Origin of the sequence: Cellulophaga sp. L1A9 (assembly GCF_009797025.1) — a bacterium.
GTDB lineage: Bacteria > Bacteroidota > Bacteroidia > Flavobacteriales > Flavobacteriaceae > Cellulophaga.
This window is the reverse complement of record NZ_CP047027.1, coordinates 3,313,511-3,337,715: the sequence shown is the minus strand read 5'-3', so window position 1 is coordinate 3,337,715 and position 24,205 is coordinate 3,313,511. Positions and strand designations below refer to the sequence as shown.

22 protein-coding genes are annotated in these 24,205 nt (G+C 34.1%); 6 read left to right on the top strand and 16 right to left on the bottom strand.

The window, feature by feature from the left end; genetic code table 11:
* Positions 1-26: 26 nt before the first annotated feature.
* Positions 27-608 carry a tRNA-(ms[2]io[6]A)-hydroxylase gene (locus tag GQR94_RS14700; RefSeq protein WP_158976354.1) on the top strand — a complete coding sequence of 194 codons (582 nt, stop codon included), beginning with the start codon at positions 27-29 and terminating at the stop codon, positions 606-608.
* On the opposite strand, the gene GQR94_RS14695 is transcribed toward GQR94_RS14700, so the two are convergent.
* From GQR94_RS14695 to rpsA, 10 genes are all read right to left on the bottom strand, one after another.
* On the bottom strand, positions 605-1,504 hold the full coding sequence (locus GQR94_RS14695) for a Ppx/GppA phosphatase family protein (RefSeq protein ID WP_158976352.1): 900 nt from the start codon (positions 1,502-1,504) through the stop codon (positions 605-607). The two genes, GQR94_RS14700 and GQR94_RS14695, sit on opposite strands and share 4 nt — an antisense overlap.
* Positions 1,505-1,517: 13 nt before the next feature.
* Entirely contained in the window at positions 1,518-3,590 is a 2,073-nt protein-coding gene (gene ppk1, locus GQR94_RS14690) for a polyphosphate kinase 1 (RefSeq protein WP_158976350.1), read from the bottom strand.
* Positions 3,587-4,075 (bottom strand): histidine phosphatase family protein, encoded by a 489-nt coding sequence (locus GQR94_RS14685; RefSeq protein ID WP_158976348.1) that lies wholly within the window; start codon positions 4,073-4,075, stop codon positions 3,587-3,589. Before GQR94_RS14685 ends, ppk1 begins: the two co-directional genes overlap by 4 nt.
* A gap of 34 nt (positions 4,076-4,109) precedes the next feature.
* Entirely contained in the window at positions 4,110-4,754 is a 645-nt protein-coding gene (gene pdxH, locus GQR94_RS14680) for a pyridoxamine 5'-phosphate oxidase (RefSeq protein WP_158976346.1), read from the bottom strand.
* Between the two features lie 95 nt (positions 4,755-4,849).
* Positions 4,850-5,755: a ribonuclease Z gene (locus GQR94_RS14675; RefSeq protein ID WP_158976343.1), complete on the bottom strand. Its 906-nt coding sequence runs from the start codon at positions 5,753-5,755 to the stop codon at positions 4,850-4,852.
* Positions 5,756-5,770: 15 nt separating this feature from the next.
* On the bottom strand, positions 5,771-6,232 hold the full coding sequence (locus tag GQR94_RS14670) for a DUF3291 domain-containing protein (RefSeq protein ID WP_158976341.1): 462 nt from the start codon (positions 6,230-6,232) through the stop codon (positions 5,771-5,773).
* A complete protein-coding gene (locus GQR94_RS14665) occupies positions 6,229-6,561 on the bottom strand; it encodes a ribonuclease Z (protein ID WP_158976339.1) in 333 nt (110 codons plus the stop codon). Before GQR94_RS14665 ends, GQR94_RS14670 begins: the two co-directional genes overlap by 4 nt.
* A gap of 5 nt (positions 6,562-6,566) precedes the next feature.
* Positions 6,567-7,493 (bottom strand): aspartate carbamoyltransferase catalytic subunit, encoded by a 927-nt coding sequence (locus tag GQR94_RS14660; RefSeq protein ID WP_158976337.1) that lies wholly within the window; start codon positions 7,491-7,493, stop codon positions 6,567-6,569.
* Positions 7,494-7,523: 30 nt separating this feature from the next.
* Positions 7,524-8,069, bottom strand: a complete 546-nt coding sequence (gene pyrR / locus GQR94_RS14655) for a bifunctional pyr operon transcriptional regulator/uracil phosphoribosyltransferase PyrR (RefSeq protein ID WP_158976335.1) — start codon at positions 8,067-8,069, stop codon at positions 7,524-7,526.
* Between the two features lie 164 nt (positions 8,070-8,233).
* The gene (gene rpsA / locus GQR94_RS14650) at positions 8,234-10,054 is read right to left on the bottom strand and encodes a 30S ribosomal protein S1 (RefSeq protein WP_158976333.1); all 1,821 of its coding nucleotides are present in this window, start codon (positions 10,052-10,054) and stop codon (positions 8,234-8,236) included.
* Between the two features lie 278 nt (positions 10,055-10,332).
* On the opposite strand from rpsA, the gene GQR94_RS14645 reads away from it, so the two are divergent.
* Positions 10,333-10,713 (top strand): LysM peptidoglycan-binding domain-containing protein, encoded by a 381-nt coding sequence (locus GQR94_RS14645; protein WP_158976331.1) that lies wholly within the window; start codon positions 10,333-10,335, stop codon positions 10,711-10,713.
* Between the two features lie 46 nt (positions 10,714-10,759).
* On the opposite strand, the gene cmk is transcribed toward GQR94_RS14645, so the two are convergent.
* Together cmk and lon are read right to left on the bottom strand one after the other, a co-directional pair.
* The gene (cmk, locus tag GQR94_RS14640; protein ID WP_158976329.1) at positions 10,760-11,452 is read right to left on the bottom strand and encodes a (d)CMP kinase; all 693 of its coding nucleotides are present in this window, start codon (positions 11,450-11,452) and stop codon (positions 10,760-10,762) included.
* Positions 11,453-11,570: 118 nt separating this feature from the next.
* The gene (gene lon / locus GQR94_RS14635) at positions 11,571-14,021 is read right to left on the bottom strand and encodes an endopeptidase La (RefSeq protein ID WP_158976327.1); all 2,451 of its coding nucleotides are present in this window, start codon (positions 14,019-14,021) and stop codon (positions 11,571-11,573) included.
* A gap of 217 nt (positions 14,022-14,238) precedes the next feature.
* On the opposite strand from lon, the gene GQR94_RS14630 reads away from it, so the two are divergent.
* The 4 genes from GQR94_RS14630 to GQR94_RS14615 are packed head-to-tail and all read left to right on the top strand — an operon-like array spanning position 14,239 to position 17,179.
* Positions 14,239-14,790: an RNA polymerase sigma factor gene (locus GQR94_RS14630; protein ID WP_158976325.1), complete on the top strand. Its 552-nt coding sequence runs from the start codon at positions 14,239-14,241 to the stop codon at positions 14,788-14,790.
* A gap of 1 nt (position 14,791) precedes the next feature.
* Positions 14,792-15,352 carry a hypothetical protein gene (locus tag GQR94_RS14625; protein ID WP_158976323.1) on the top strand — a complete coding sequence of 187 codons (561 nt, stop codon included), beginning with the start codon at positions 14,792-14,794 and terminating at the stop codon, positions 15,350-15,352.
* Positions 15,333-16,421 carry a hypothetical protein gene (locus tag GQR94_RS14620; RefSeq protein WP_158976321.1) on the top strand — a complete coding sequence of 363 codons (1,089 nt, stop codon included), beginning with the start codon at positions 15,333-15,335 and terminating at the stop codon, positions 16,419-16,421. Before GQR94_RS14625 ends, GQR94_RS14620 begins: the two co-directional genes overlap by 20 nt.
* Positions 16,422-16,453: 32 nt before the next feature.
* The gene (locus tag GQR94_RS14615; RefSeq protein ID WP_158976319.1) at positions 16,454-17,179 is read left to right on the top strand and encodes a head GIN domain-containing protein; all 726 of its coding nucleotides are present in this window, start codon (positions 16,454-16,456) and stop codon (positions 17,177-17,179) included.
* Between the two features lie 183 nt (positions 17,180-17,362).
* Here GQR94_RS14615 and GQR94_RS14610 read toward each other — a convergent pair whose 3' ends face one another.
* The 4 genes from GQR94_RS14610 to glgB all read right to left on the bottom strand — a co-directional run bounded on the left by GQR94_RS14610 (position 17,363) and on the right by glgB (position 24,099).
* Positions 17,363-18,691, bottom strand: coding sequence for an MFS transporter (locus tag GQR94_RS14610; protein WP_158976317.1), 1,329 nt, complete (start codon positions 18,689-18,691; stop codon positions 17,363-17,365).
* A gap of 98 nt (positions 18,692-18,789) precedes the next feature.
* The gene (locus tag GQR94_RS14605; protein ID WP_158976315.1) at positions 18,790-19,599 is read right to left on the bottom strand and encodes a M48 family metallopeptidase; all 810 of its coding nucleotides are present in this window, start codon (positions 19,597-19,599) and stop codon (positions 18,790-18,792) included.
* A gap of 101 nt (positions 19,600-19,700) precedes the next feature.
* A complete protein-coding gene (locus tag GQR94_RS14600) occupies positions 19,701-22,100 on the bottom strand; it encodes a glycoside hydrolase family 31 protein (protein WP_158976313.1) in 2,400 nt (799 codons plus the stop codon).
* A gap of 103 nt (positions 22,101-22,203) precedes the next feature.
* Positions 22,204-24,099, bottom strand: coding sequence for a 1,4-alpha-glucan branching protein GlgB (gene glgB / locus GQR94_RS14595; RefSeq protein ID WP_158976311.1), 1,896 nt, complete (start codon positions 24,097-24,099; stop codon positions 22,204-22,206).
* Between the last annotated feature and the right edge of the window lie 106 nt (positions 24,100-24,205).

The window sequence follows — 24,205 nt, the reverse complement described above, 5'->3', positions numbered from 1 at the left end:
ATAGCTTCTACTTAATACTTAAAAAAATGCTAGGATTAAAATTACCAACGGACCCGAGATGGGTAAATATTGTTGAAAAAAATATTGATGAAATTTTAATTGACCATGCCTACTGCGAGCAAAAGGCTGCTGCAACAGCAATATCCTTAATTGTTTCTTTTCCTGAGTATACAGCCTTGGTACAAGAAATGATAGCCTTAGTACGGGAAGAAATGGGACATTTTAAAATGGTTCACGATAGGATTATTGATCGCGGTCAAATTCTTGGGCGCGACCGAAAGGATGAATACGTACTTCAGCTACTGAAATTTTTCCCTAAAGGAGGTAGCAGAACCACTCAATTAGTACATAGGCTACTCTATGCCGGACTTATTGAAGCTAGAAGCTGTGAAAGATTCCGATTACTCTCTGAAGCGTTAGAAGACAAGGAATTAGCCGACTTCTACCACAAATTAATGATTAGCGAAGCAGGCCATTATACCATGTTCTTAAAATTTGCTCGACAATATGGAGACCGAACAGAAGTTGACCAAAAATGGGAAGATTTATTGGTTTACGAAGCAAGTATCATGAAAGATTTAAGCAAAAGTGAAAGTATTCACGGTTAAGGTTTTTTCACATTAGTATCATAATACAAGGTTTTAATAATACCATCCGACAACCCAATTTTAGGAACGTGTATTTTTTTAGCACCACTCCATTTTGCTGCAGATAAAAATATCTTTGTGGCAGGAATAATAACATCTGCCCTATCTGGATTTAATCCAAGTTCAGAAATACGTTCGTCATACGTAAGACTTTCTAAAAAGCTATACTGCGCCTTTAACCAAATTGAAGACAAAGGCTCTCCTTCTTTTCTACCTGAAATTTTATGCAACTTGTTAATGTTACCTCCAGAACCAATAATAGATACATCTGGAATATTTTTAACATGTTCTTTTATCCAATCTTCTAGTTTTTGCCATGTAGCTTCGCCCACCATATTATTAAGTAGACGCACAGTTCCTAGCTTAAAAGATTTTGAAACTTGAATTTTGTTTTCAGTGAATACCGTAAACTCTGTACTCCCTCCTCCTACATCAATATATAAATAAGATTTATCTTTTTGCATTAATTGCTTAAGATCGGTAGACGCAATAATTGCTGCTTCTCGTTTCCCATCAATAAGCTCAATGCTTATATCTGCCTCATCTTTTACTCGCTTAATGATTTCCAAACCGTTGTTTGCTTCACGCATTGCAGAAGTAGCACAAGCCATATAATTTTCTACACCCGCAACTTCCATTAATAACTTAAAAGCTTTCATCGTATTAACAATCCGGTCTGCATTGCGATCAGTAATCTCTCCAACAGTAAAAGAGTCTTCCCCTAAACGTACTGGAACCCTTACCAAAGCACTTTTGCGAAAAAGCGTAGGCTTATTCTTTTCTTCAATAATATTATGCGTTAGCAATCGGATTGCGTTTGACCCAATATCTATTGCTGCAAATTTTCTTACTTTCAATAGTTCTAGTATTTTAAGATTCTAGTTTTGCTTTGTAATAATCATATAGCGCAAATTGAGAACGCACTTCTGGACCTTTTATTTTTTTATACGCGTTATCCTGCTTCTCTGAAAATACTCTTGCTTTTAAATTGTCACTCCAAGAAATTTCAAAAGTATCCATAAGCTCTTGCTTAATATCTTCATCATAAATAGGGCAACCCACTTCTACTCTATAATCTAAATTTCTAGTCATCCAATCTGCAGAAGTAATAAATATCTTAGGATCTCCATTATTGGCAAAGATGAAAGATCTTGGATGCTCTAAAAATTTATCTACGACACTTATCGCTTCAATATTTTCGCTCATCCCTTTTACTCCTGGAATTAAGCAACAAATACCACGGATGATCAATTTAATTTTAACACCTGCATTACTTGCTTCGTACAGTTTATCTACCATCTTATACGATGTAAAACTGTTCATTTTTATTTTGATATATGCCTCTTTTCCTGCCTTTGCATTTGCTATTTCTGTATCAATAAGCTTTTTAAATACGTTTTTAGTATAATGCGGAGAAACAATTAAATGCTTGTATTTATTTATTTTATAGGTTGTTTCAAAAAAGTCGAACACTTTATTTAATTCCTTTAAAATTTCATCATTAGCCGTAAACAAGGTATAATCTGTATAGATGCGAGAGGTTGCTTCATTAAAATTACCCGTACTCACAAAACCATATCTTTTAATAACATCATTTTCTTCACGTTCAATTAGGCATATTTTACTATGCACTTTTAAACCTGGAACGCCAAAAATTAACTTTACCCCTTCTGCCTGTAATTGTTCGGCATATTCAATATTCGCTTGCTCATCAAAACGCGCTTGTAGCTCTATTTGTACCGTAACTTGTTTTCCGTTTTTCACAGCATTTATTAACGATGCTGCTACTTGAGAATTATTCGCCAAACGATAAACCGTTATTTTAATCGTTTTTACTTTTGGATCTAGCGCCGCTTCTCGTAAAAATTTAATGATATAGGAGAAGGTGTGATAAGGTGTGTATTGTAAAAAATCTTTAGTAGCGATAGGCTCAAACAAACTGCCCTCCATACTTAAACCTTTTATTGGCAAGGGTTTTATTTTATCATATAATAAATCTTGTCTGCCCAAACTAGGGAAGCCCATATAGTCTCTACGATTATGATACCTACCGCCCGGAATGACACTATCCGTGCCCTCAATATTCATTTTCTCCTTTAAAAAGTTAAGCGTGTCTTTAGCGATACTTTTATCATATACAAAACGAACAGGATCACTTGTTTTACGGTGTTCTACACTGCTAGATATTTTTTCGATAAAACTCTTACTCAAATCATTATCCATATCTAGCTCTGCATCACGCGTAATTTTTATCATGTGTGCAGAAATAGATTTGTATTCAAACATATTAAATATGCTCCCTAAGCAATAACGAATAAGGTCATCTAAAATAATAATATAATTTTTCCCATCCTCCTTAGGCAAAACCACAAAACGATCTATCCCTTTTGGAATTTCTATTAAAGCGTATCTATTTTCTGAATTTTTATGATCTGTCTCGGGCTTTAAAACCATTTTTATGGCTAAATACGCCGCTGTATCTTTTAAAACAGGGAACTCTCGCAAATCATTTAAAATGATTGTCATCAAGACTGGACTTACTTGATTGGCAAAATAGGTTTTTATAAATTCGGATTGTTTCTCTGAAATTTCCTTTTCATTGATGATATAAATATCTTTAGTTTCAAGCTCTTTTTCTATTTCACCTAAAATTTTTAAACTTTCCGTTTGTTGTTTAATAACAATATTGGTAATCTGCTCTAATAAATCTTTCGCGATCTCGCCCCCTAAAACACTTTTACCTGTTTTACCAGCCTCAACAATACGTTTAACAGTTGCATAACGTACCTTAAAAAATTCATCTAAATTATTAGAGAAAATACCCAAAAAACGCAACCGCTCTATTAAGGGCACTTTTTTATCTGCACTTTCTTGTAATACACGCTTATTAAATTGCAACCAACTAATTTCACGATTTATATATTGATTCTTACTTTTTATCATTTTCTAAGATATTTTGGAAATAAGGTCTTTTCAGTCTTCCCTTTTGTAATGGCTTCCCAATTTTTTGCATCAAAACTTAACTGAACAAAACCTGCTGTTGGCACATTTTCTATAAACTGACTCCCCAATGAATTTGCAATTTCGGTAAAGGCGTGATTATGACCAAAAATAAAAACACTATTCAGGTCATTATTTAATTCTTTTATAAATTGAAGTACAGATTCTCCTGAAAAATCATATAAATCGTTTGAAATTTCAACTTTATGCAATGGAAAATTCAAATCATTTAAAACAATCATCGCTGTATGCAAAGCACGATTTGCTGGACTTGAAAAAGCAGCATCTATCTTCAAATTTAATTTATGTAAAGCTTCTGCTACCATATGCGCATCTTGAATTCCACGCTCTTTTAAAGGTCTATCTCTATCCGAAACTGCGTAATCCCAAGTAGATTTACCGTGGCGCATTAAATATATAGTTTTCAATTTTTCATCAAATTTAGTCGGTTAAAATTGTGATTTAAGGCGCGAGTCTATCAATTTTCCAATCAATATCTTCTAAAGAGAACCTGATGCGATCATGCAACCTATTTGGTCTCCCTTGCCAAAACTCCATCGAAACAGGTTTAACAATATAGCCTCCCCAATTTTTAGGTCGCAAAATTTCTTTGGTTTCGTATTCTTTTTCCAGCTCTTTGAGTCTTTCTTCCAAGACTTCTCTTGAATCAATCACAGCACTCTGTTCTGAAACAATAGCTCCAAGCTTACTGCCATCAGGTCGTGATTCAAAATAGCCATCTGATAAATTTTCTGGAATCTTCTCTGCTATCCCTTTTATAATAATTTGACGCTCCATAAAGGGCCAAAAAAATGAAATACAAACATTAGGATTATTCGCAATAGCTTTACCTTTTTCACTGTCGTAATTCGTATAAAAAATAAAACCTTCATGGGTGTACTTCTTTAACAATACCACCCTACTCTTTGGAAAACCATCTTCGCCAATTGTAGCTACCGTCATGGCATTTGGCTCATCTACACCCTCAGATGCTTCAGTTTCATAAAACCATTTTTGAAAAAGCTCCATCGGGTTGTCTGAAATACTACTTTCAGTAAGTTCACTTTTTGCGTATGTTTTTCTATAATCTCCTAAATCTTTTTGCATCTTGTTCTACCTAATTTCAACGAATACAAAGTTCTGAAAAAGATACTAAAAGATAAAGATTCTCCAGCTTATTTATACACTAAATATTCAGGGTATTAGAAATTAAATACCTTGCCATCATCTGCCAACAAAACATGATCAAAAACCTCCAGAGCTTCTTCCTGAAACAAGTCTATTGATTTGTATCGTGTAGAGTAGTGCCCAAGAATCAATTGACCTACATTGGCCTGCTTCGCTATTAACGCAGCTTCTTTAGCCGTTGAGTGTTTGGTCTTAGGTGCAAGCGCTGCTTGTGCTTCTAAAAAAGTAGATTCATGATACAGAACATCTACATTCTTAATCAAAGGTACAATATCTGGTTTGTAGGCTGTATCACTACAAAAGGCATAACTTTTGGGTTTTGGAGGATCAAAAGTCAACTCATCATTTGGTATTACTCGGCCATCATCTAAGGTGATATCGCGCCCGTTTTTAATATTCTGGTAATAACAAACCTCAATATCGTAGCTTTCTGCAGCTTCAACATCTAAGGTTCTAGCTGCTAATTTCTCTTGAAAGAGAAAACCATTTGTATACACTCGGTGATTTAAAGGGATTGTTTTAACCGTTACTTTATCATCCTCATAAATTAGTTCAGATTCTTTTGACGTCAATTCATGGAAAATAAGCTTATAATTTGTCCACGAGTTCCCTAACTTAAGGAGAAGATGTATTGCTTCTTCAATTCCTTTAGGTCCGTAAATATGCAACTCGGCATCCCTTCCTAACAAACGAAACGTTGACACTAAACCTGGTAAACCAAAAAAATGATCTCCATGCAAATGTGAAATAAAAATATGGTTGATTTTAGAAAATCTAATTTTATGCTTTCTTAATTGCACTTGAGTGCCCTCACCACAATCTATTAAAAACATGTGGTTTTTTATTTCAAGAACTTGAGACGTAGGATTCGTCATCGTTCTAGGTGTAGCTGCGTAACAACCAAGTATGGTTAATTTCATGAAATGCGCTCTAATTTATAGAATATACTTTTTAGCTTCTTCTGCCGTAAATTTGCTCTTAAACGTAAAAGCATACGGCGTCTCTCCGTGCTTTTGAAGGTATAGCAAGCGTTCTTTTGCTTGTTCTGGCGTTGGTAATGTATCTTCCTGCATGTACCAAAATGCCATATGCATTTCTTTCATCTTATGAAACCACTCTTTTTTTCGCTTAAAAATCTCAACGTGTTCTGATGAATAGGTAAATTTAAAAAGTGCCTCCATATTTTGCCAGACAGACATATTTACGATGATAAAACGATCATCAAAAACTTGAATAGACGTAGCGTTATTTTCGCCCTCAATTAAACGCCAAACAAAACCTTTACTACGTTCTGCTAGTGCATTTATTTTATCTAAATTACCAACAAAATCGGCCATTATAGGGCTATCAATTTCGTCAATCATCTTCGCTATGTTTATTTGAGCGAGATAGCTCATATACCTAAATCCCGCTCTATTTCTTCCATTTCAATGATATCCTTTGCCTCCTGTATAGTGGGCGCTATTGAAATAGTATTAGGCACATCATTATACGAAACAGCATCTGTAACCAAAACAAAAGATTTCTTTGCTTTCTTATGTGTATTTGAAAGGTCTAAAAATTCCAATAAATCATTTTTAGTGATTTTAGAAAAAGAGAAAAGATTAATAATGATGTGATCATTCTTTATCTTTTCATATCCATTTGAAAGGTTCTCTAAAAAGATTTTTAAAGTGGCCTTTTCCTGAAAAACAATCGTTATATTTTCATCTTTATCAAAAATCATACGTTCTATTTTATTTTTGAAGCTAGTAAATAAATCACTGCCATACGAATAGCTACACCATTTTCTACTTGGTTTAATATTATAGACTGGTTAGAATCTGCCACATCACTAGTAATTTCTACTCCTCGATTTATAGGTCCAGGGTGCATAATGACAATCTCTTTATCTAAGCCATCTAACAACTTTTTATTTACTCCAAATTGTTGTGTGTACTCTCTTGTTGTTGGAAAATAACTGATATCTAAACGTTCATTCTGTATCCGAAGCATATTGGCAACGTCACACCATTCTAAGGCTTTCTTCAGGTTTGTTTCTACTTCAACCCCCAATGAGGCTATATGTTTTGGAATTAATGTTTTAGGACCACAAACTTTTACGTTAGCACCCTGTAATTTTAGCGCAAAAATATTAGAAAGCGCTACTCTGGAATGCAAAATATCACCGACTATAACCACATTTTTACCAGCAACATCTCCTAATTTTTCTCTAATTGAATAAGAATCAAGTAGTGCTTGCGTAGGATGTTCATGCGCACCATCACCCGCATTTACAATAGCTGCCTTTACATGTTTAGATAAAAATATTCCTGCTCCGGGATTGGGATGACGCATCACCACCATATCTACCTTCATGGCTAGAATATTGTTCACCGTATCGATCAAGGTTTCCCCTTTTTTAACAGAAGATTGCCCTGCCGAAAAGTTAATTACATCTGCAGACAAACGTTTTTCTGCAAGTTCAAAAGATAGTTTTGTACGGGTACTATTTTCAAAAAAAACATTAGCAATGGTAATATCTCGTAAAGAAGGTACTTTTTTAATAGATCTATTGATCACCTCTTTAAAATGATCTGCAGTTTCAAAAATAAGCTGAATATCTTGTTCTTTAAGATATTTAATTCCTAATAAGTGATTTACACTCAACTCGCTCATATGCTTATTTTTGCTATTCTATATTAAACTTTATGCTGTAGTATTGATTAAATAGACTGCATCTTCGCCTTCATTTTCTTTCCACTTGACCTTTACCTTTTCATTATTGATAGCATCTACCTGTCTGCCTCTATAATTGGGCTGTATTGGCAAATGGCGACTAAATCTTCTATCTATTAATGCCAGTAACTCTACCCCTATAGGTCTTCCAAAAGATTGTAAAGCCGTTAATGCTGCATTTATACTTCTTCCTGTATACAATACATCATCAATAAGTACAACATTTTTATCTTCTATCAAGAAATTGATGTTTGTTTTATTCGCTTCTAAGGTTTTATCTCCTCTACGGAAATCATCACGATAAAAAGTAATGTCTAAAAATCCTAGGTTTATATTTTTTACCCCATATTCATTTTGAAGAATATCTGTAAGCCGTTGTGCTAAAAATATTCCTCGAGGCTGAATACCTATAAGTACAGTATTCTCAAAATCTAAATGATTTTCTAAAAGCTGACAAGCCAAGCGATGCAGGATAATATTTATCTCTTTTGAAGAAAGCAATACTTTTTGACTCATGCTAAAATTTGTGTGAATACAAAAGTATCAAATTATCTTTAAAAATTTGATTCAAACGGAATAATCATTTTATACATATTCAAAATTAAGCATAAAAAAAGCCCGAACAAATGTCCGGGCTCTTTTAAACCTACTATTGCAGGTTAAGATTATGGTGAAAAAGACTATTTAGTCTTACCTTCCATTTTATCTTTTAACGCTTGTAACGCTTCGTTAGCATCTCCTAAAGTAGGTTTTGCTTCATCAGCTTGAGCAGCAGCTTTCTTAACAGCAGCTTTTACATTACGTTGTTCTTCAGCTTTGAATATAGCAGTATGACTTGCTACAACTCTCTTGAATTCTTTATTGAACTCAATGATTTTGAATTCAGCAGAATCACCTTTACCTAATTTAGAACCATCTTCTTTTTCTAAATGACGTGTTGGTACGAATGCTTGAATATCCTCGTTGAAATCAATAGTTGCTCCTTTATCAACAACCTCACCGATAGTACCAGTATGTGTTGTATTTAAAGCAAATTCAGTTTCGTATTTATCCCAAGGATTATCCGTAGTTTGTTTGTGACCTAAAGATAATTTACGTCCTTCAACATCTAATTCTAATACTTCAACTTCTAATTTATCACCTACAGTTACAAATTCTGATGGGTGCTTAATTTTCTTAGTCCAAGATAAATCAGAGATATAGATTAAACCATCGATACCTTCTTCTAATTCAACAAAAACACCAAAGTTTGTAAAGTTTCTTACGATACCTGTGTGCTTAGAAGCAACTGGGTATTTCGTCGTAATATCAGTCCAAGGGTCTGGAGTCATTTGCTTGATACCAAGAGACATCTTACGATCATCACGATCCATAGTTAATACTACAGCTTCAACCTCATCACCAACTTTTACGAAATCTTGAGCAGAACGTAAGTGAGTAGACCATGACATTTCAGAAACGTGAATTAATCCTTCAACACCTTCAGCAACTTCAATAAATGCACCGTAATCAGCAATAACGACTACTTTACCTTTAACTTTGTCACCAATTTTGATCTCATCAGATAAAGCTTCCCAAGGATGCTTCTCTAATTGCTTAAGACCTAATTGAATTCTTGATTTGTTATCATCAAAATCAAGGATTACAACGTTTAATTTCTGATCTAATTCAACAACCTCGTTCGGGTGGTTAATTCTAGACCAAGAAAGGTCAGTAATGTGTACTAAACCATCAACGCCACCTAAATCAATAAACACACCATAAGAAGTAATGTTTTTAACAACACCTTCTAATACTTGTCCTTTTTCTAATTGACCAATGATTTCTTTTTTCTGTTCTTCGATATCAGCTTCAATAAGCGCTTTATGAGAAACAACAACGTTTTTAAATTCGTGGTTAATTTTCACTACTTTGAATTCCATAGTTTTACCTACGTACTGATCGTAATCTCTAATTGGCTTCACGTCAATTTGAGAACCTGGTAAGAATGCTTCGATTCCGAAAACATCTACAATCATACCACCTTTAGTTCTACACTTAACAAAACCATTAACGATTTCTTCTTTATCGTGAGCAGCATTAACTCTATCCCAAGCCATGATAGTTCTGGCTTTTCTGTGAGATAATACTAATTGACCACTTTTATCTTCACGAATGTCGATAAGAACCTCAACTTTATCACCAACTTTTAAATCTGGATTGTAACGAAATTCATTCAGTGAAATAACACCTTCTGATTTTGCGTTAATGTCGATAATAGCTTCACGATCTGTAATGTAAACTACAGTACCTTGAACTACTTCTTCATCCATAGTATCTACAAAGTTTTCAGCTACTAATGTTTCAAACTCTTTAAGTTTTTCATCATCAACTTGCTCAATACCTTGCTCGTACTTTGTCCAATTAAAGTTTTCTAAAAATTCTTGAGGGTCTTGTACAGGTGCCTGTACTTTTGCTTCAACAGCTTCCACTGCTTCAGCTTGTTTTTTTTCTTCAGCCATTGCTGATTAATAATTTGTATTCTATAGTACTTCCTAAGAGTTAAAACGTGTACTACAAAAGATTATACATTGTTTTTTTTAAACATTCCTTTTTCCTCTTAATATCACTAGCTTAAAAAAGGTGTGCAAAATTAATCATTTTTTCAAAAATACGCAAGCTAATCCGCTAACATAAAATACGATAGCCTAAAACAATATTTTTAATGGGCAATTTTGATGTTTTTTATACTAATTTTTGTATATTTAAGTTATTACATTAACTATTAAAATAAATAAACATGAGCGTAAAAGCTAAATACCAAGGAGTTTTAAATCTTGGAGAAGAATTAGGAATTAAAAATGGTGACGTTTCTGAAGAAGGTGGCGTTTTAATGATAAAAGGAGAAGCAAATACTCCTTACGAAAAAAACCTTATTTGGGATAAAATCAAGGAAATTGGTGGTGAAAATGCTGCTGATGTAAAAGCAAATATTTCTGTTGCTGATAGTTCTGTATTTCACAAACACACTGTTAAAAGTGGAGAATCTTTAAGTAAGATTTCAAAACAATATTATGGTGATGCTATGAAATACACGAAGATTTTTGAAGCAAACACTGGTATTTTAAAGAGTCCAGATGTTATACAACCAGGTCAAGTATTAGTTATTCCTAACTTATAGTAGGAAACTATTTTATTAAAAAAAAGGCGCTCAATGAGCGCCTTTTTTATTGCTTATCAATCACCCTTTTTGAGTAATTTAAAATTCGTTCAAATTGCTCTTCAAGCCCCATATCACTATTATCAAATTCAATAGCATCATCGGCTAATTTCAAAGGAGAGAATTCTCTATGAGAGTCTATATAATCTCTTTGCTCCACATTTTTAAGCACTTCTTCAAAAGTAACTTTATCCCCTTTATCTAATAACTCCTTATATCTTCTTGTTGCTCTTTTCTCTGCTGACGCCGTCATAAACAGTTTTAATTCTGCATCTGGAAAAACCACAGTACCAATATCACGACCATCCATCACGATACCTTTCTCCTCCCCCATTTTCTTTTGCATATCTACCAATTTGTAACGCACCTCTTCAATGGTTGCAATTTGGCTCACATTTCTAGAAACTTCTAGGGTTCTAATTTCGTTTTCTACATTTTCATTATTCAAATACATCTCTGCAAAACCTAAGGCTTCATTGTAGACAAATTTCAAATTTATTTTAGGAAGTAATTTTACCAGCGCACCAATATTACTTTCTTCAGTACCAATAAACTTATTGCGCATTGCAAATAAAGTTACTGCTCTGTACATAGCCCCAGTATCTACATAAATATACCCCAGAGCTTTTGCTAATTGTTTCGCTATAGTACTTTTCCCTGTAGATGAAAACCCATCTATTGCTATTGTGATTTTTCGCATGGAATAAAATTAAAAAGAAATGTTTAGTTCTCTCGTTATGTTATGAATTATTTTAGAAAAAAAAGGATGGTTATTTTTTACATAACCATCCTTTATACTTTAATAGCTACAAATACCTTTATAGCTTTTTAGCATTTTTCACTTTCTGATTTGTGATGGCTAACTCTACTACTTCATGCATTTCTGTAACATAATGAAAAGTCAGACCCTTTAAATATTCTTCTTTAATCTCTAGAATATCTTTTTTATTTTCTTCACAAAGAATAAGTTCTTTAATACGTGCACGTTTTGCTGCTAAGATTTTTTCTTTGATTCCACCTACAGGTAACACCTTTCCTCTTAGTGTAATCTCCCCAGTCATCGCTAAACTTTTCTTTACTTTCTTTTGTGTAAATAAAGAAACAAGAGAAGTTAACATCGTAACACCTGCACTTGGTCCGTCTTTAGGTGTTGCCCCTTCTGGTACGTGAATATGCACATTGTATTTTTCAAAAACGTCTGCATCAATACCAAATAGCTCACAATTAGATTTAATATACTCCATGGCAATGGTCGCCGATTCTTTCATCACTTTACCAAGGTTTCCAGTAATCGTTAAAAGCCCTTTACCTTTAGTTAAGATAGATTCTATAAATAAAATATCTCCCCCAACGCTGGTCCAAGCCAATCCTGTAACAACTCCCGCAACATCATTATTTTCATATTTATCGCGCTCCATACGGGCAGGACCTAATATTTTAACAATGTCTTCATTGGTAAGTTTTAGATCATGATCTAGTTCCATCGCTATATTCTTAGCGGTATTACGCACCACCTTAGCTATTTGCTTCTCTAAACCACGAACTCCAGATTCTCTAGTATATCCTTCTACAATTTTTTCAAGTTGCGGTTTCCCTACTTTAAGATCTTTATCAGAAAGGCCGTGCTCTTTCAGTTGCTTTGGCAATAGGTGTCTTTTTGCTATTTCAACCTTTTCCTCAATAGTATACCCACTTACAGGAATCATCTCCATACGGTCACGCAATGCAGGTTGTATATTACCAATATTATTTGCTGTAGCTACGAACATTACTTTAGAAAGGTCATACCCCATTTCTAAGAAATTGTCATGAAACTCACTATTCTGTTCTGGATCTAAAACCTCAAGCATTGCTGATGAAGGATCGCCTTGATGGCTGTTTGATAACTTATCTATCTCATCAAGAATAAAAACAGGATTAGATTTTCCTGCCTTTTTTAAGCTTTGAATAATACGTCCTGGCATGGCCCCTATATACGTTTTTCTATGTCCGCGAATTTCAGCCTCATCACGAAGGCCACCTAAAGACATACGTACATATTCTCTTCCTAAAGCCTCTGCTATAGACTTCCCTAAAGAAGTCTTACCCACTCCAGGAGGTCCATAAAAACATAAAATTGGAGATTTCATATCATTTCGCAATTTTAATACTGCCAGATACTCTATGATTCTACGTTTTACATCTTCTAATCCGTAATGATCTCTATCTAATATTTTTTGTGCTCTTTTTAAATCAAATTTATCCTTTGAAAAATCATTCCATGGTAATTCTAAAAACAGCTCTAAATAGTTACGTTGAATACTGTATTCCGCTACTTGCGGATTCATGCGTTGAATTTTAGAAAGCTCTTTTAAGAAATGTTCATTAATTTTTTTGCCCCATTTCTTCTTTTTCGCCTTATTACGCATTTCTTCAACCTCCTCTTCATACGAACCACCACCCAATTCTTCCTGAATAGTTTTCATCTGTTGGTTTAAGAAATACTCCCGTTGTTGCTGATCTAGATCGGTTCGAACCTTGGACTGAATATCATTTTTCAGTTCTAACTTCTGAAGCTCCACATTCATATACTTTAGCATTGCTAAAGCACGTTCTTGTAAACTTGGAATCTCCAACAATTCTTGTTTTTTCTCTACATCTACACTTAAATTAGAGGAAACAAAATTTACAAGAAAAGAATTACTTTGTATGTTTTTAATTGCAAAAGAAGCATCGCTAGGGATATTAGGATTATCCTTAATTATCCTCAAGGCCAATTCTTTTACCGATTCGATGATAGCCAAAAATTCTGGATTCATTGGATCAGGACGTTCTTCTTCCGCTTCGCGAACGGTAGCGGTCATATAAGGCTTTTCTGTAAGCACTTCTGCTACTTCAAAACGTTTTTTACCCTGAATAATTACAGTAGTATTACCATCTGGCATCTGTAGTACCCGTAAAATTCTAGCTACAGTTCCTAAAGTATTAATATCCTTTACGCCCGGATTTTCTACATTCTCATCTTTCTGAGAAACAACCCCAATAACTTTGGAGCCATTATTTGCGTCTTTTATTAACGCTATTGAAGAGTCTCTACCAGCAGTAATAGGAATTACAACCCCTGGAAACAATACCGTATTACGCAAAGGTAAAATTGGCAATGTTTCTGGCAGTTTTTCGCTACTCATCTCTTCTTCGTCTTCCGGCGTTAAAAGAGGTATTAACTCAGAATCTTCATCGATACCTTGTAACGACATATTGTCAAAATTTGAAAATTTAGAATTTCCCATAGTTATATTTCAGTCATTCTGTCACCATAGTGCAGAAATCTGTTTAGTATTTAATTTTTAAAATAGCCTAAAAACCTCAATAACTTCACGAGTTATTAAGGATAGCAACTTTTTTTCAACTATAAAAAGCAATTCTTATGCCAACAAATAAAAAATAATTTAAAAAAAGTGTAACATTACACAAAGAGAAACATCATTACTACAAAACAACCATTTTTTGAGCCACAAAAAAGAACATATTGATACATTGTTGCAATTGTGTTTAAACGGAAAACAAAGTGCACAACTAGAAGTTTACAATAGATATTACAAGGCAATGTTTAACACTGCGGTAAGAATTGTAAAAGATAGTGCCCTTGCAGAAGACGTCATGCAAGAATCGTTTTTAAGCGCATTTACCAAACTAGAGTCCTTTAAAGGAGAGGTAGCTTTTGGCGCCTGGTTAAAACGAATTGTAATAAACAACAGTATCTATCAGTACAGAAAACAACTAAAGAAAAATGAAGTTGCTCTGGACGATGTACTATATAAGGTCGAGGATAACGACGGAATTGCCTCTGATTATGTGTTTACAGAACAAAAGGCTCAAAAAGTGATGGAAACCATGAAACAGTTAAAAGACAATTACAGAATTTCTTTGACCTTACATTTAATAGAAGGGTTTGATTATGAAGAAATAAGTGCGATTATGGATTTAAGTTATGCGAATTGCAGAACAACCATATCAAGGGCAAAAGAAAACTTACGAAAAAAATTAATGGCTAATTAAGATGAAGAAGGACAATATAGACGATTTATTTGAGCACCTCAAAGGTGGCTGGGATACAGAAGAGCCAAAAAATGGACATGAACTACGGTTTCTAGAAAAACTAAATACAATTAACGATGTAAAAAGCCTACCGGTTAAAAAAGGAAACAGCTTTAAGTTTCTTTTTATTGCAGCAAGCTTACTGCTCGTCTTTGGACTGGGTTTTCTATTTGTAAACCAAAGTTATTCTATCAATGAACAGGTAGTAGCACTATCACCAGAAATATCAAACACAGAATTTTATTTTGCCAATGTTATTGAACAAGAAGTAAAAAAATTGCAAAATGAAAATTCACCAGAAACAAAAAAAATAGTTGATGACACCATGATTCAACTATCCAAATTAGAAAAAAATTATAAAAGCATAGAAAGAGACTTAATCAATGGCGGCAATAGTAAATTAATACTAAGCGCAATGATTGTCAACTTTCAAACAAGAATAGATTTATTAGACGATGTTTTACAGCAAATCGAAGAAATTAAAAATATCAAAAAAAATAAACATGAAAATACAATTATATAAATACACCCTAGTACTAATGTTTCTATTGCCTTTTAGCCTCTTAGCTAACAATGGCATTAAAGGCAAACACACCAGAGAAAAGACGATTAAAAAAGAGTTTACTGTTAATAGCGATGCCTTATTGAAAGTATCTAATAGTTATGGGAATTTAAACATTACTTCATGGAATGAGAACAGGGTGGTTATTGAAGTACATATCACCGTAAATGGCAATAATGAAGAAAAGGTTTCTAATAAATTAGATGAAATCACAATAGATTTTGACGGCAGCAGTAGCCTCGTATCTGCTAAAACCATATTTAACGAAAATAAAAGTGGTTGGAACTGGGGATGGGGAAACAACAGTAGTGTAAATATGCAGATAGACTACAACATAAAAGTTCCGATTAAAAATAGCGTACACTTAAGTAACGATTATGGCAGTATAACCTTAGATAGGATAGATGGTTATGCAAAAATATCTTGTGACTATGGTCGCTTAGAAATTGGAGAATTACACGGAAGAAATAACGAATTAAATTTTGATTACACTTCTAAATCTACTATTGGGTACATTAAAAGCGGAAGAATTAAAGCAGATTACTCAGGGTTTACTATTGATAAAGCTGAAGATTTAGATATTAATTCTGACTACACAAACGGCACCATTACTAAAATGCAAAATTTAACCTATCATAATAATTACGGTAAAATTGAGGTCAACGAAGTAAACAACGTAGAAGGCAATGGAGATTACATTAATGTAAAATTAGGAACAGTACATGGCAACGTAAATATCACCTCTGATTACGGGGGCATACAAATAGCAAATATGGCTGCAGATGCAAATAATTTAAATATCCGTTCTGATTATACGGGTGTAAAAATTGGCTATAGTCCAGAATATCATTTCATTTTTGAAATAAATACAGACTATGCAGGCGTAAGCGGAAAGGATGATTTTGAAATTAATGTCAGCAGAGAAGAATCAAGCGAAAAATTTTATAAAGGATATTATGGGAGTTCATCTAGTCCCAATAGAATGAATATTACCAGTGATTACGGAGGAATTTCATTTACCAAAAATTAATATACAATCAATCATAAAAAAGAACAAAAATCATGAAAAACTTATTAATTGCAGTCTTATCACTATTAACGATTACCTCCTGTTCTGCGCAATGGGGAAAAAAAATTAAAGGAAATGGTGTTTTTAAAACCATAGAGAGAACTACTGATGATTATGATTCTGTATCCATATCTGGATGGTTTGATGTAGATCTAGTAGATGGAAATGAAGGTAAAATAACAATTACAGGAGAAGAAAATCTTTTAGAATATATCATCACAGAAATAAAAGATGGGCAACTTGTGATTAAAGTTGAAGATAATAAAAACCTACAGCCTTCTAAATGGAAGAATAGTATAAAAATCATTATCCCAGTAGAAGAGATTGAAGCCCTTTCTCTTTCTGGCTCAGGAGATGTTGTTGGTAAAAAAATATTAAAAACAAATCGATTTGCAATGACTATGTCTGGATCAGGAGATATCTCATTAAGCCTAGATGCCAATACCATTTCAGCAACGATGTCTGGCTCTGGAGACATGGAATTAAAGGGGAGTACGGATGATTTTAAAGCTACGATTTCTGGTTCGGGAAATATAAAAGCGTATGAATTGAAAGCAGATAATGTTAAAGCAACTATTTCTGGTTCTGCAGATATGCAAGTGGTAGCCAATAGAAGTCTTAAAGCACAGGTTTCTGGTTCTGGAGATATAAGCTATCGCGGTAATCCTGACAAAATAAACACCAAAATATCTGGTTCTGGCAGTATTTCTAAAAGATAAGCATCAATCAAAAATCGAATCGTCTAAAACCTCTTTTAACTAAGAGGTTTTTTTTATTTTATCCCCGTCTGTACATTTGTTTTCCATTTATTCCAATCGTCTAAAATAATGGAACAATCTGAGGTGTTAATTTTTATATCATTGACATGAATTACTCAAATGCATGTAAAATATAGTTTTATATTATTTTTTTTCCACTCTAAACAAGAGAAAAATCCCTGCCAAGAAGAAGACAAATAAGAAAAGAATAGCGTAACGCATATTACTTACTTGATCTACAACTGCAAAAATGACCATCCCGATAACAATACCAATTTTTTCCGCAACATCATAAAAACTAAAATAGGAGGTCGTATCTTCTGTCTCTGGTAAAAATTTAGAATAGGTAGATCTTCCCAAAGACTGCACCCCTCCCATCACTAATCCCACGAGTCCTGCAGCAATATAAAATTGCATAGGAGTAACCATGAAAAATGCGTAAAAACACAAACAGAGCCAGATAAAATTGACGAAAATTAATGTTTTTATATTTCCAAATTTAGCAGAGGCTTTTGAAGTTACATAAGCACCAAGCACAGCGACCAACTGAATTACTAAAATACTAATAATAAGACCAGTTGTTTTCTCTGAATCTGTAGCCCAGCTTATCTCTTTTTCCCCAAAATAAACCGCCATTAACATAATGGTCTGTACTGCCATACTAAAAACAAAAAATGCTTCTAAATACCGCTTAAGCCTTCTGTCAAGTTTTAAATTATGCCAAACTTGTTTCAGCTCTTTTAATCCATTAAATACTACATTTCTAGTGATTTTATGTCCTGTTGATACTCCTTTTGGAAGTACATAAAATGTATATTGACTAAAGAGCGCCCACCAAACACCAACAGTAATAAAAGAAATTTTCATGGCTTCAAATTTTGCAAGGTTTAGAGATTCTTCTGTTTCACCAACATCAAATCCAAACAATTCTGGCATCATGACCATAGCCAAATTTAAAACCAATAAAAGCACACTTCCTATATACCCCAAAGAAAACCCTTTGGCACTAATACTATCTTGTTGATGCTCAAAAGCAATATCTGGCAGGTAAGAATTATAGAACACCAAACTACCCCAGTACCCTATCAATCCCATAAAATAAAAAAACATACTTAGATGAATATATTCTAAGCTAAACCAATACAAGCCCATGCAACCTATACTGCCCACATAACAGAAAAACTTCATGAACATTTTCTTATTTCCTACATAATCTGCTACTCCCGATAATATTGGCGACAATATTGCTACCGTTAGAAAAGTAAAAGCCGTGACTATTGAAATTAGCACAGTTGGCTTCATATCATATCCAAATGCGGTAACCAGTTGATCTGAAGAAGCAAAAAGAGCTGAATAAAAAATAGGAAAGATAGAAGAGGCGATTGTTAAGGTATATACTGAATTTGCCCAATCATAAAATGCCCAAGCATTTAATAATTTTTTACTGCCTTTAACTGCTTGAATTTTTGCCATGGTTGTAGTGGTGGTTGTTTTATTTTTTTTACATAAAAAAAGCTGTCCTTTTAAAAGAACAGCTTAATATATTACTTAATAATTAAAATTCACTACTATTATTTAAAACTAGTAACACCAAATTTAGCCGCTTCAGCTTTTGCCTCTGGCGCCCAAACTGTTAGATTATTAATTCGCGTGTCATTAGAAGGGTGTGTACTCATGAATTCTGGAGTAGATGATGCACCACTATTTGCTTTCATTCTCTTCCAAAGCTCTGCAGCTTCGTCTGGGTTGTAGCCTGCAATAGCCATAATCTGCAATCCAATTTTATCAGCTTCTGTTTCATGTCCTCTACTAAAAGGCAGCATTCCTAAAACATTAGAACCCACACCGTAATATTGATTAAACAGCCCTAAAGATTTTTCATCCTTAAGAGCCACATTACCAACTACGGACCCAATTTGCTGACCATAACTAGCGGTCATACGTTGCGCTCCATGATCTGCTAGTGCGTGAGCAACTTCGTGCCCCATAACCACAGCTACTCCTGTTTCGCCTTGGCAAATAGGGAGTATTCCGGTGTAAAAAACAATTTTACCTCCGGGCATACACCAAGCATTTACTGTTTCATCTTGTACTAAATGATATTCCCATTTGTAATCATCTAGATATCCAGGGTATCCATTTGCAGTTAACCAACGTTCTGCTGCAGATGCAATACGTTGCCCTACCGTTGTAATCATTCTTGCATCAGCTGTGTTTTCTACTGTTTTATTTTCAGTCAAAAATTGATCGTACTGAGCGAAAGCTGTCGGAAAAATTTGACTGTTTGGAAATGCATTTAGCATTTTCTTACCTGTAAAAGGATTTGTTTTACATGCAGATACCCCTATGAATATCGCAAGAATTAAAATAATTTTTTTCATAATTAATAATTTCAATAGCTTAAAGAACTAATTCTTAAATATTTACAAATAAGGTATATTCTTTAATATAGTTAATGTTTAGAGGTTAAAATTACGAAAAATTAACTCCCTAATAATTGTAATGTTGTAAATTCTTTATTGACCTCAATACAATTATTTTCTAGAAGTTTTACATCATCTAGACTTACTTTTTCACTATCAATTAAAACTGATTTAATGGTAAAAGGCAAACCATGTAATTGCATTTTTATAGTTTCATAAGAGGTCGTAAAAGTACCGTCTTTAAATTGCTGGATGATCAATTCATTCTCCTTACCATTTAATTTAAAGTTTCGCAGACTATACCTTCCTTTTTTATAGTCAAAACCATCTTGAGCATCTTCATACACTGTAGAATTTTCTACCCCTAATTTATAATATACATCAACCAGTAATTCTAAAACTTTTAGTTCACCAACATACTGTTGTACAGGATACTTAGGGATCATGGCGCCTTCTTTTATAAACATAGGAATCTTGTCTATATCTGCCACTACCCATTTTTCCATTCCTCCGGTAATCATTTCACCAGTCCAATAATTATACCAGTTTCCCCTTGGCACGTACATTCTACGCCCCTTAGAATTAGGCTCTTGTATTGGACAAACTAAAATTTGTTCTCCAAATATAAACTCATCTGTTCTAAAATGTGTTTGAGGATCTTCTTGATCGTACATCACTAAAGCGCGAAGCATTGGCAAGCCTTCTTTAGAATATTTATAAAACATGGTATATAAATAAGGCAGCAATTGATACCTTAATTCTATATATTTCCGAACGATATCTGTAATTTCTTCTCCAAATGACCAAGGCTCCTGATCGCCGTGATCGCCACTAGAATGTACTCTACAGAAGGGATGGAAAATACCAAGTTGTACCCATCGCGCAAATAATTCGCCATCTGGTTGTTCTGCAAATCCACCAATATCAGAGCCTACAAATGAATAACCACTTATACACATGCGTTGCATTTGTACGTTTGCTAGCCATAGATGTTCCCATGTCGCAACATTATCTCCTGTCCAGGTACACGCATAACGCTGTGTCCCGGCATAGGCCGCTCTTGTTATTACAAAAGGACGCTTTGGATACACATGCTTTTTAACGCCATTATAGGTAGCCCTAACCATTTGCATACCATACACATTATGTGCCTTTCTATGGGTGCTTGGGTGGCCATCATAATCATGACGGGTATCTAAAGGAGCAGTTTTAGAAGGCACCTCCATTACTGCAGGTTCATTCATATCATTCCACACCGCATGTACTCCCATATCTGCCATAAACTCTTTATATAGCTCTGCCCACCATTTTCTTACCTCAGGATTTGTAAAATCGGGAAAATTACATTCCCCTGGCCAAACTTTACCATGCATATATGGGCCATCACCTCTTTTACAGAAGTAATCATTTTCCATCGCTTCTTGATAAATCCAATAGTCTCTATCAATTTTAATTCCCGGATCAATCATAACCACTGTTTTGAAGCCATCTTCGGCTAAATCAGCAATCATTTTTTTAGGATCTGGAAATAGTTTTTTATCCCATGTAAAACACCTAAAACCATCCATATAATCAATATCGAGGTATAAGCCGTCACAGGGAATTCTAAGATCTCGGAATTTTTTTGCTATTTCTTTTACTCTGCTTTCTGGAAAATAACTCCATTTAGATTGCTGAAAACCTAAGGCCCATAGGGGAGGTAATTCTGGCGTACCTGTTAAATCGGTATACAAACGCACCACTTTCTCCATCGTTGGTCCATAGATAAAATAGTAGTTCATCTCACCACCATCTGCCCAAAAACTAGTCACATGTTTCTTTTCGTGCGCAAAATCAAAATGCGTTTTAAAAGTGTTATCAAAGAAAATACCGTAGGCCTTATTATCTGTTAGTCCTACATAAAAAGGAATAGCCTTATATAGTGGGTCTTGATCTTTACCATAAGCATATTGATCGGTAACCCAATTTTCTACACGCTTGCCTTTTAAATTTGAGTGCGTAGCTTTATCACCCATACCATAATAACTTTCGCCAGTACGGGTTATTTTACTCATTTTCACAATATTACCCCCATATTCATAATTCTCTTCCCAATGAAAACCCAACTCATCTTCACAGATGATATTTCCTTCAGGATCGGATATTTGAGTACGTAGCGTTTTTTTATCAACCAGAATATTCATTCTTACTGTTGAAACTATATATTCCGTAGGCGTTTCACGAACATCCAGTTCATTATAGCCCTTTAACGCATTTTTATTTAAAGCATAGGAGAAATCTGGTTCAAAATTATGATCTGTTGCATACCTAAAACGGACCATACTATTTCTTAGAACTGTAATCTGAAGGATCACTCCATTTGCAGTTGTAAAATATATTTTATCTGTATCCTGGTTGAAATCTACAATTTCATTCGGATATAAATTTCCTTTATATTCAAGCTCCGTATTCGTAATCATAGCTGATCGAAATTATTTATACTGGCAAAAAAAAGATATTATACGCGAATAATAAAACTATACTTTATCCAATTTCAAACTATTACGTTATAGTTATGTTTTTTTATTGTAAAATAACAATACCGAGAGGAGGTAATGTTATTTCTATGGAATTCTTATAGGTATGACTCGCTATTTTTTCTGTTTTAATTTTAGAATTTAATACTCCTGAACCCCCATATTTTTTAGCATCACTATTAAAAACTTCTTTCAATTGGGTTGATTTTGGAACACCCACTCTGTAATTATCTCTTTGTACTGGAGTAAAGTTACAAAGTACAAGCAAATCATTTTTAGCATCATGCCCTTTTCGAATATAAGCAAGTACAGAGTTTTCACCATCTCCATAATCTATCCACTGAAAGCCTTCCGGACTAAATTGCTTTTCATACAAAGCTGGATAATTTTTATAAAACATATTTAAATCTTTTACGGTCTCCTGTATTCCCGCATGAAAATTATATTGGGTTAAATGCCAATCTAAGCTTTTTTGAAAATCCCATTCTGATGATTGCCCAAATTCTCCTCCCATAAAGATAAGATTTGCTCCTGGATGTGTAAACATGTACCCAAATAACAAACGTAAATTTGCAAAACGCTGCCACTCATCTCCAGGCATTCTATTTAAAAGTGATTGTTTGCCATACACCACTTCATCATGAGAAAAAGGAAGCATAAAATTCTCAGAAAACGCGTAGGTAAGACTAAACGTAATATCATTCTGATGGTGTTTTCTGTAGATTGATTCCTTTTTAAAATATTCCAAGGTATCGTGCATCCAACCCATCATCCATTTCATCCCAAAACCTAAGCCCCCTAAATCTACTGGGCGGGATACCCCTGAAAAAGCAGTAGATTCTTCTGCGATGGTTTGTATCCCATCAAAACTGGCATATAATTGCTGATTCATTTCTTTTAAAAATGAAATCGCATCTAAATTTTCATTATTTCCGTAAATATTTGGTTCCCATTCTCCTTCTTCCCTAGAATAATCCAGATAAATCATAGAGGCTACAGCATCTACACGTAAGGCATCTACATGAAACTGATCCATCCAAAACATGGCATTGCTAATTAGAAAAGCACGTACCTCGTTTCTTCCATAATTAAATATTAAACTTTTCCAATCGGGATGATACCCTTTTCGCCTATCTGGGTGCTCATATAAATGAGAACCATCAAAAAATCCTAGACCATGTGCATCTTCTGGAAAATGTGAAGGAACCCAATCTAAAATAACTCCAATATCATTCTGATGTAATTTATCTACTAAAACCTTAAACTCTTCAGGATTTCCAAATCTAGAAGTGGGCGCAAAAAAGCCTGTTAATTGGTACCCCCAAGAAGGATCATATGGGTATTCCATAATCGGCATAAATTCTACATGCGTAAAATTCATTTCTTTTACATACCGAACTAATTCTTCGGCTAATTCTAAATAACTTAAAAACTGATTATCTTCTTTACGTCTCCAAGATCCTAAATGCACTTCATAAACAGAATATGGTTTATCTAAACCATTTTTATCTTTTCGATACCCCATCCACGCATTGTCCTGCCACGAATAATCGCCATCCCAAACAACAGAACCCGTTTTGGGTGGTTTTTCACAGTAACGTGCAAAAGGATCTGCTTTCTCTGTTCTTATTCCGTAATTATTAGATCTAATATTATATTTGTACAGCGCTCCCTTTTCTATCTCTGGAATAAATCCTTCCCAGATCCCACTATCGTCCCAACGTACATTAAGCTCATGCTCCCCTACTTGCCAGGAATTAAAATCGCCAATAACACTAACAGAATTTGCTGTTGGAGCCCAAACAGCAAAGTAGGTGCCTTTTATACCATTTAAGCTTATTAGGTGCGATCCTAATTTCTCATATAATTTAAAGTGTTTACCCGCTTTAAATAGATTTATATCAAATTCTGTAAATAGGCTATGTACTTCTACGTTTGGCATGAGGATATTTTATTTACTGCAATATAATCAAGTTTGAATAATAGTTCATTTAATAAAACGTTACTTTTTAAACAGTTTCTATTATATTTATAAAAATAATTAAAAT

What these genes read in the sequence shown, in the direction of transcription:
- cmk (WP_158976329.1), bottom strand. Translation starts at nt 11,452, where the DNA reads ATGCGAAAAATCACAATAGCAATAGATGGGTTTTCATCTACAGGGAAA.
- GQR94_RS14610 (WP_158976317.1), bottom strand. Translation starts at nt 18,691, where the DNA reads ATGGCAAAAATTCAAGCAGTTAAAGGCAGTAAAAAATTATTAAATGCT.
- rpsA (WP_158976333.1), bottom strand. Translation starts at nt 10,054, where the DNA reads ATGGCTGAAGAAAAAAAACAAGCTGAAGCAGTGGAAGCTGTTGAAGCA.
- GQR94_RS14660 (WP_158976337.1), bottom strand. Translation starts at nt 7,493, where the DNA reads ATGAGCGAGTTGAGTGTAAATCACTTATTAGGAATTAAATATCTTAAA.
- GQR94_RS14645 (WP_158976331.1), top strand. Translation starts at nt 10,333, where the DNA reads ATGAGCGTAAAAGCTAAATACCAAGGAGTTTTAAATCTTGGAGAAGAA.
- GQR94_RS14625 (WP_158976323.1), top strand. Translation starts at nt 14,792, where the DNA reads ATGAAGAAGGACAATATAGACGATTTATTTGAGCACCTCAAAGGTGGC.
- GQR94_RS14620 (WP_158976321.1), top strand. Translation starts at nt 15,333, where the DNA reads ATGAAAATACAATTATATAAATACACCCTAGTACTAATGTTTCTATTG.
- GQR94_RS14665 (WP_158976339.1), bottom strand. Translation starts at nt 6,561, where the DNA reads ATGATTTTTGATAAAGATGAAAATATAACGATTGTTTTTCAGGAAAAG.
- pdxH (WP_158976346.1), bottom strand. Translation starts at nt 4,754, where the DNA reads ATGCAAAAAGATTTAGGAGATTATAGAAAAACATACGCAAAAAGTGAA.
- GQR94_RS14675 (WP_158976343.1), bottom strand. Translation starts at nt 5,755, where the DNA reads ATGAAATTAACCATACTTGGTTGTTACGCAGCTACACCTAGAACGATG.
- GQR94_RS14615 (WP_158976319.1), top strand. Translation starts at nt 16,454, where the DNA reads ATGAAAAACTTATTAATTGCAGTCTTATCACTATTAACGATTACCTCC.
- GQR94_RS14600 (WP_158976313.1), bottom strand. Translation starts at nt 22,100, where the DNA reads ATGATTACGAATACGGAGCTTGAATATAAAGGAAATTTATATCCGAAT.
- GQR94_RS14700 (WP_158976354.1), top strand. Translation starts at nt 27, where the DNA reads ATGCTAGGATTAAAATTACCAACGGACCCGAGATGGGTAAATATTGTT.
- lon (WP_158976327.1), bottom strand. Translation starts at nt 14,021, where the DNA reads ATGGGAAATTCTAAATTTTCAAATTTTGACAATATGTCGTTACAAGGT.
- pyrR (WP_158976335.1), bottom strand. Translation starts at nt 8,069, where the DNA reads ATGAGTCAAAAAGTATTGCTTTCTTCAAAAGAGATAAATATTATCCTG.
- ppk1 (WP_158976350.1), bottom strand. Translation starts at nt 3,590, where the DNA reads ATGATAAAAAGTAAGAATCAATATATAAATCGTGAAATTAGTTGGTTG.
- GQR94_RS14605 (WP_158976315.1), bottom strand. Translation starts at nt 19,599, where the DNA reads ATGAAAAAAATTATTTTAATTCTTGCGATATTCATAGGGGTATCTGCA.
- GQR94_RS14670 (WP_158976341.1), bottom strand. Translation starts at nt 6,232, where the DNA reads ATGAGCTATCTCGCTCAAATAAACATAGCGAAGATGATTGACGAAATT.
- glgB (WP_158976311.1), bottom strand. Translation starts at nt 24,099, where the DNA reads ATGCCAAACGTAGAAGTACATAGCCTATTTACAGAATTTGATATAAAT.